Below are 6,132 nucleotides of genomic sequence, written 5' to 3' on the forward strand. Positions count from 1 at the left end.
TGCTCATGCTGAGTTTCCAGCACTAGATTAACTGCCCGTTCACGGACTTCCGGAGAGTAACGTTTGGTCGTTGTCATAGAGACCTCCACTTTTAAAGTATAGACTCTAATTTATCCGGGGTGATTCACAGGCGCACAAAACTGGCTTAAACGGTTTGCCTCTTCTAGCCTAAGGGGTGTGACATTACCACGACCGGCGCCCGCTGCGGCGCAACAGGAAACATTGACTGTTGAATAATCGTATGGCTTTACCCGAAGGATTTCCCCGCATTTACTGCAAAAATGTTTCAATCCCTTTACTGCTGGTGTTGCTCCTGACGCTGAGCGCCGCGGCGGCAAGCCTGTGGCTGACCTCCCAACATATCAACGCGAATGTGGTCCGCCGCGAACAAGAATCGGTGCGCGCGTCTTTCTCTCATCAACTGCACGAACTGGCGGTGCAACAATACAGCATCGCCGCCTGGCCACCGGTATACGCGCAACTCACCCGGCCTACCCTCGACCGCCACTGGCTGGACGAAAATATCGGCGGTTGGCTGTTTACGGTATTTCATCATCAGCAGGTGTACCTGCTTAACGCCCACCGGCAGGGCATCTACGCCGCAGTGAACGGCCAGGGGGTTGCGCCACAGGCGGTGCTGCCGCTGTTGCCGCTGGCGGCACCGCTTATTGCCGCCGCGTCCCGCCTGCCGCAAAATGCCCTACTGGCGGCGCGCGAGAATAGCGCGCGTCTGACGCCGGCGCTGCAGCTGGTCCCGCGCGGTCTGGCCGCCTTTGCCCGTGTCGCTGGCCAACCGGTAATACTCGCCGTAAGCCCGGTGCGTGCGCCGGCCGGTGCCACCGGCCCGGTATTCTATCTGCTTAGCGTGGTGCCGCTGGACGACACCTTCATCAACACCTTAAGCCATCGCCACTGGCTTAATCCTTTACGCTTTAGCGCAACCCCGCAGAGCCGTCATGAAACCGCCCTGACGCTTATCGACCCGCAGGGACAGCCGGTCAGCGCCATCCGCTGGCGGCCACAGCATCCCGGCGCCGAGGTATTGCGCGCTACCTGGCCCGTGATACTGCCGGTAGCGGTGCTGCTGCTTGCCGTGATAGCCTGGATGATGCGCGCCATCTGGCAATCGGCGCTGCGTCTGCGCCAAACGGTGATTGCGCTGCAGGCGAGCGAGGCACAGGCGCTGCACGTCGCCTATCATGATGTGCTCACCGGCCTGCCCAACCGGGCGATGCTCGACGATTGCCTGGCGCAAGCGCTGGCCTATCCCGCACGCCAATCTGACTGCACGGCATTGCTGGCATTGGATCTGGACCGGTTCAAGCAGGTTAACGACAGCCTGGGCCATCACGGCGGCGACGCGCTTATTAAAGCGGTGGCGGCGCGACTGTGCACCCTGGTAAGCGAAGGCTGTCTGGTGGCACGCACCGGCGGCGATGAATTCCTGATTTTGCAACGCGACGTCAAGGCGCGGCAAGATGTGCGGGCGCTTGGTCTACGCATTATTGATGCCGTCAAGCAGCCGTTTCAGCTCGGCGGGCACGATATTTTCATCGGGGTCAGTATCGGGGTCGCGCTGGCGCCGACGGATGCTATCGACAAAGAGGATTTGAAACGCAAAGCCGACATCGCCCTGTACGCCGCCAAGGCCCGCGGCCGCGACGGCTTCCAGTGGTTCGAGCAATCCCTCGACGAGTCGCTGCGCGCGCGCGAAGCCATCGCGCGCGATCTCCGAGCCGCGCTGCGCCAGCCAGAGGCATTGTCGCTGCATTTCCTGCCACAGGTGGATATCACCGGGGAGCGGATTGTCGGCTTCGAGGCGCAATTACGCTGGCAGCACCCGCAGCACCCGCAGCACCGCTATTTGTCATCATCGCAGTTGCTGTTGACGGCCGAAGAGAGCGGCTTAAGCATCGCTCTGGGGGAATGGATGCTAACCCAATCCTGCCGCATTGCCCAGCACTGGCCGGACCGATTTATCGCGGTGAGCATCACGCCGGTGCATTTTTACAGCCCGGATTTCGTCGAGCGCGTCTTAGCGATTCTCCAGGCGCAGCACTGCGACCCGTCGCGCATTGAATTGGGCGTTAACGAAAGTGTGTTATTTAACCAGGACAATTACTCCCTCGGCATCCTGCAATCGCTGCGGGCCAACGGCTTCAAAATTACCGTAGAAAATTTTGGCGTCCGCTACGCCAGCATTCGGCACCTCAATCAATTCCCGGTGGATAAAATCAAAATCGACCCCTCGTTTGTCCAGCATATGGGTCAGGACGACAATGCGGCGGCCATCATCGAATCGGTCATTCGCTTGGGCCACGCCATGGGCGTATCGGTCACCGCCCGGGGCGTAGACAGTGAAGAAAAACGGGCCGCGCTGGCGCAGGTCGGCTGTAACGAACTGCAGGGGCCATTGTTCTCGAATGCGTTATCGGAACAGCGCGTCGCGACGCTTTTGGCCAGCGCATCGTCGCCCGACAGCGTCCACCATTGAGATGAGTCTACGCCGGGGCTCAATGCGGCGCCGCCGCGTCTGTTTCTCTGCGCCACGGCTGCCCCGCCGCTGCCATAAACTGACCCAATGCCGCCAGCGGCAGCGGACGTGAAATATAGAATCCCTGCGCACCGTCAAACCCCAACGCAGCGACTTCGTCAAATGTCGCCTGGTCTTCGACCCCCTCGGCGATCACCTGATAATGCAGATCATGCAGCATTTTTATGAGATAGGTGACTATCACCCGGTTACGCGCATCGACCGCCATATTGCTTATCAGCGAACGATCTTGATAACGTCCGCCGGCATGGTCATCAAATAGCCAAGATTGCTGTAACCGGCGCCAAAATCATCAATGGCGATGCGGTACCCTTCACGCTTAAGCGTGTCAAGATGGGTTAAGGCCCGTTCATTATGCAAAATTTCCTGTGTTTCCAGGCATTCCAGTTCCAATTGCGCCGCTGACTCCGGGTAGGCTTGTTTCAATTCACGCATCAGCCGCAGGAAACGTTCGCTTGCCAGATCCTGTACCGAGACATTGACCGACACCGCCAGCGGCAGGCCCTGTTGCCGCCACAGTGCCATATGTTTCAGCACTTCGCGCAGCACCCAGCGGGTGATAGCGGAAATCGACCCGGTTTTTTCCGCCACCGGAATAAATTCCGCCGGCGAGATATCGCCAAACAGCGGATGCCGCCAGCGGATCAGCGCCTCGGCGCTTTCGATCATGCCGGTGTGCAGGTTCAATTTCGGCTGATAATGGAGGGCAAACCCCGCCGCCGACGAGATGCGTTTGGTCAAGTCCTGCACAATGGTGGTCAGCCGCTGTTGCGTCAGGTCATTATCGGGATGATAGCGCATCACGCCCCGCTTACTGCTCACGGCGTCATGCAGCGCGCTCATGCACTCGCGCAGAATTTGCTGCGGCTGGGGGCGGGTCGCCGTATCAAAGCGGGTTAAACCGGTATTCAGTTCAAACGTCAGGGTATAAAAACGCTCATAGCCCGCGTTTAACGCGGTGCGCAAACGGCGGATATTGTCCAGCAGATCGGCGGTGTCCGCCTCGTCATACAGTATGGCAAACCGGCCGAACGCCACGCTGTAAAGATGATAGCGCGATCCCAGCGCTTCCCGCATGCGCTGCGCTACCGCCAGGATGCGCGCCTCTACCGTCGCGATACCGAACGCTTTGGCGGTATCATACAGGCGGACGATGTCGGTGGTTTCCACCAGCGCCAATCCGTAGCGCGGTACGCGCTCATCAAGCTCCGCCAGTTCATCATAAAGCCGCTGCCGGTTGGGTAACAGCGTCACAGGATCGATAAGCCCCAGCCGATGGGTTTCCTGCATGAACGCGGTGACCATGGCGCCGAGCGCTTCCAGCCGCTCCCGTTCGTGGCGCCTCATGGTGCGCGGCTGATAATCGATGATACACAGGCTACCGATGGCGATATTATTTTTGGTTATCAGTGGCGTACCGGCGTAAAACCGGATGTGGGGAAAGCCCAGCACCAGCGGGTTCTGACTGAAACGCGCATCCTGGCGGGCGTCATTGACCACCTGGGTTTGTTGCGCGTCTACCACGAAACGGCAGAAAGAATCCTCGCGAGGGGTTTCATCCAGCGGAAAATTATGTTTAGCATAAATAACCTGTTTTTCTTGCCCGACGAACGTTATCAAGCTGGTCGGCGCCGCCAGGATTTTACACGCCAGCGCGGTGATCAGGTTAAAAATACCGGCCTGCTCGCTGCGCGCCAGCGCGTCAATCATTTTGCGCCGTTCGCTCTCGCTTTCCTTCCCGCCCAAATGATCCAGCATCCCGCCTCCCGAGAAAGATAATGACGTTTGGCGCTGCGTTTTTCAGCCCAACGTATTTATTATATCTCGTCAGCGATAATGCGCGTAATGAAGCGTCACGGCGTGTTCAAGCCCGGCGTTAACCCTTAGCGCGACAGCGCGTGCACCTCCAGCTCTGCGACCGCCTGCGGCCGGCAGCCATAGGCGTAATCCCGCAGCACATCCTGGATTTTGTCCATGATAAGACTGTGCGGATCCGCACGGCATTCCCCCGCCACCACCCGCCGGTATTGCAGCGGGAAATATTGACTTAACATGCCAAACGGCAGGCGCTCAGTTGGGCAATCAACTGGCGCAGCGCCGCCGCGATGCGATCCTGCGGCCAATAGTAGCGGATGCGATCGGACAAACTGTAGTGTAAATCCATCATCGCCTGGGAGTGGCGCGGATGGTAATACTGTTCCCAATACTTCGGCTCATCCAGCATGACGCTGTCGATCACCGCCAGAATATGGCTTTGCCGTTCTGTCGGTACCAACGCTTTTTCCATTAGCGCCAAACTGAAAATCGCCTCGCGCAGGGCGAACGTCAGCGCCGGCCCGACTTTCAGGATGGCGAAATGGTCCTGGACCAGCTGTGCGAACGCCTGCGGGGTCTGATAATCGGTAGAGTGCGTCTCAAACACCCATGGCGTGGTGGCAATGAAGCGCGACAGCGCCTGGGCGGCGGCCGGGCGATAATGAATGATATTGCTGTGATCGAATTCCACCCCTGGCTGAACCACCAGGGCGATGATGCGATCAAACGCCTGCGCCTGTCCCAGCCGGCGGAAGGCGGTTTCATGCAGGCTTAACGTTTCCTGCGCGGAGGCGGGCGTGGTCACGTGAACCTTGCCTATCGTATCCGCCTCGCCGCCGGGAACCGGCACCTCGGTACCGATGACATAGCATAACGCCTGCCGCTGGGCGTCGCTGGCGCTGGCCTCGGCCGCGGCGCAACCGTTTCCGGCGGCAGCGGTAGCAAGGCATCGACGCATCGAGGTGAATTTTGCAAAACCCCGCCCGCACATAGTCGGCCACCAGTTGCGCCGCCTTCGCCTTCGCCATCGCGACCTCAGCCGTTTCATAGCGCCAGCAATTGGGGCCGAGATGATCGCCGCCCAAAATCAGACGGGAAAGCGGAAAGCCGACCCGGGCGGCGATGGCCTGAACAAAATCGCGAAAGCCCGCCGGCGTCATGCCGGTGTAACCGCCAAATTGATTAACCTGATTGGAGGTGGCTTCAATCAAGACCTGGCGCTCGCTATGCAGATCAAAACGCAGCGCCGCCTCTACCACCAGCGGATGGGCGGAACAGACGGAACAAATGCCCAGGTGTTCACCCTGTTTGTGTCGAGCTATTAAGGTTTTCATTGACGTTCCTGAATGCTGTGATTATCGGAAACCGGCGTCTGCCGCTGCAAAAACGCCTCGATTTGCGTAAGATTGGAGGTGCCCTCCATGGGGCCTTGGCGGGTGACCGCCAGCGCGCCGCAGACGTTGGCGTAAGACAGCGCCTGGCTGACGCTGAAACTGAATAACCCCGAGTTTATTAGAGAGTAATTTTGGCAATACTACGCCGCTTCCTCTGATGCTAATTGCAAAGCGTAATAGTTCATTTCGGCTTCAGTAGGAGGGATGTAACCCAGCCGCCCGAGCAGCCTTCTGTTGTTGTACCAGTCCACCCAGTCCAGCGTGGCCAACTCCACTTCCGTCCGGTTTTTCCAGCTCCCGCGGTGGATAACCTCCGTTTTGTACAACCCGTTGATACTCTCTGCCATCGCATTATCGTAGGAGTCGCCG

2 protein-coding genes and 4 pseudogenes are annotated in these 6,132 nt (G+C 58.9%); 1 reads left to right on the forward strand and 5 read right to left on the reverse strand.

All coding sequences use genetic code 11. The features are described from left to right. The first annotated feature begins 241 nt into the window (after positions 1 to 241). Positions 242 to 2,494: a putative bifunctional diguanylate cyclase/phosphodiesterase gene (locus tag CINSTRO3249_RS11520; protein WP_084790205.1), complete on the forward strand. Its 2,253-nt coding sequence runs from the start codon at positions 242 to 244 to the stop codon at positions 2,492 to 2,494. Positions 2,495 to 2,513: 19 nt separating this feature from the next. Here CINSTRO3249_RS11520 and CINSTRO3249_RS18040 read toward each other — a convergent pair. The 5 genes and pseudogenes from CINSTRO3249_RS18040 to CINSTRO3249_RS11550 form a co-directional block, all read right to left on the reverse strand. Beyond that, positions 2,514 to 3,397: pseudogene (locus tag CINSTRO3249_RS18040) on the reverse strand (EAL domain-containing protein). Further along, positions 3,377 to 3,859: pseudogene (locus CINSTRO3249_RS18045) on the reverse strand (diguanylate cyclase domain-containing protein); the annotation flags it as partial. The pseudogenes CINSTRO3249_RS18045 and CINSTRO3249_RS18040, both read right to left, overlap by 21 nt. 6 nt (positions 3,860 to 3,865) lie before the next feature. Continuing rightward, a pseudogene (locus tag CINSTRO3249_RS18050) lies at positions 3,866 to 4,312 on the reverse strand (GAF domain-containing protein); the annotation flags it as partial. 125 nt (positions 4,313 to 4,437) lie between these two features. Further along, positions 4,438 to 5,703 (reverse strand): annotated as a pseudogene (gene gatZ / locus CINSTRO3249_RS11535) (tagatose-bisphosphate aldolase subunit GatZ). 200 nt (positions 5,704 to 5,903) lie between these two features. Continuing rightward, on the reverse strand, positions 5,904 to 6,132 hold a 229-nt coding region (locus tag CINSTRO3249_RS11550), incomplete at its 5' end, for an integrase core domain-containing protein (RefSeq protein WP_143146879.1).

It is taken from the genome of Candidatus Sodalis sp. SoCistrobi, assembly GCF_900143145.1.
GTDB lineage: Bacteria > Pseudomonadota > Gammaproteobacteria > Enterobacterales > Enterobacteriaceae > SoCistrobi.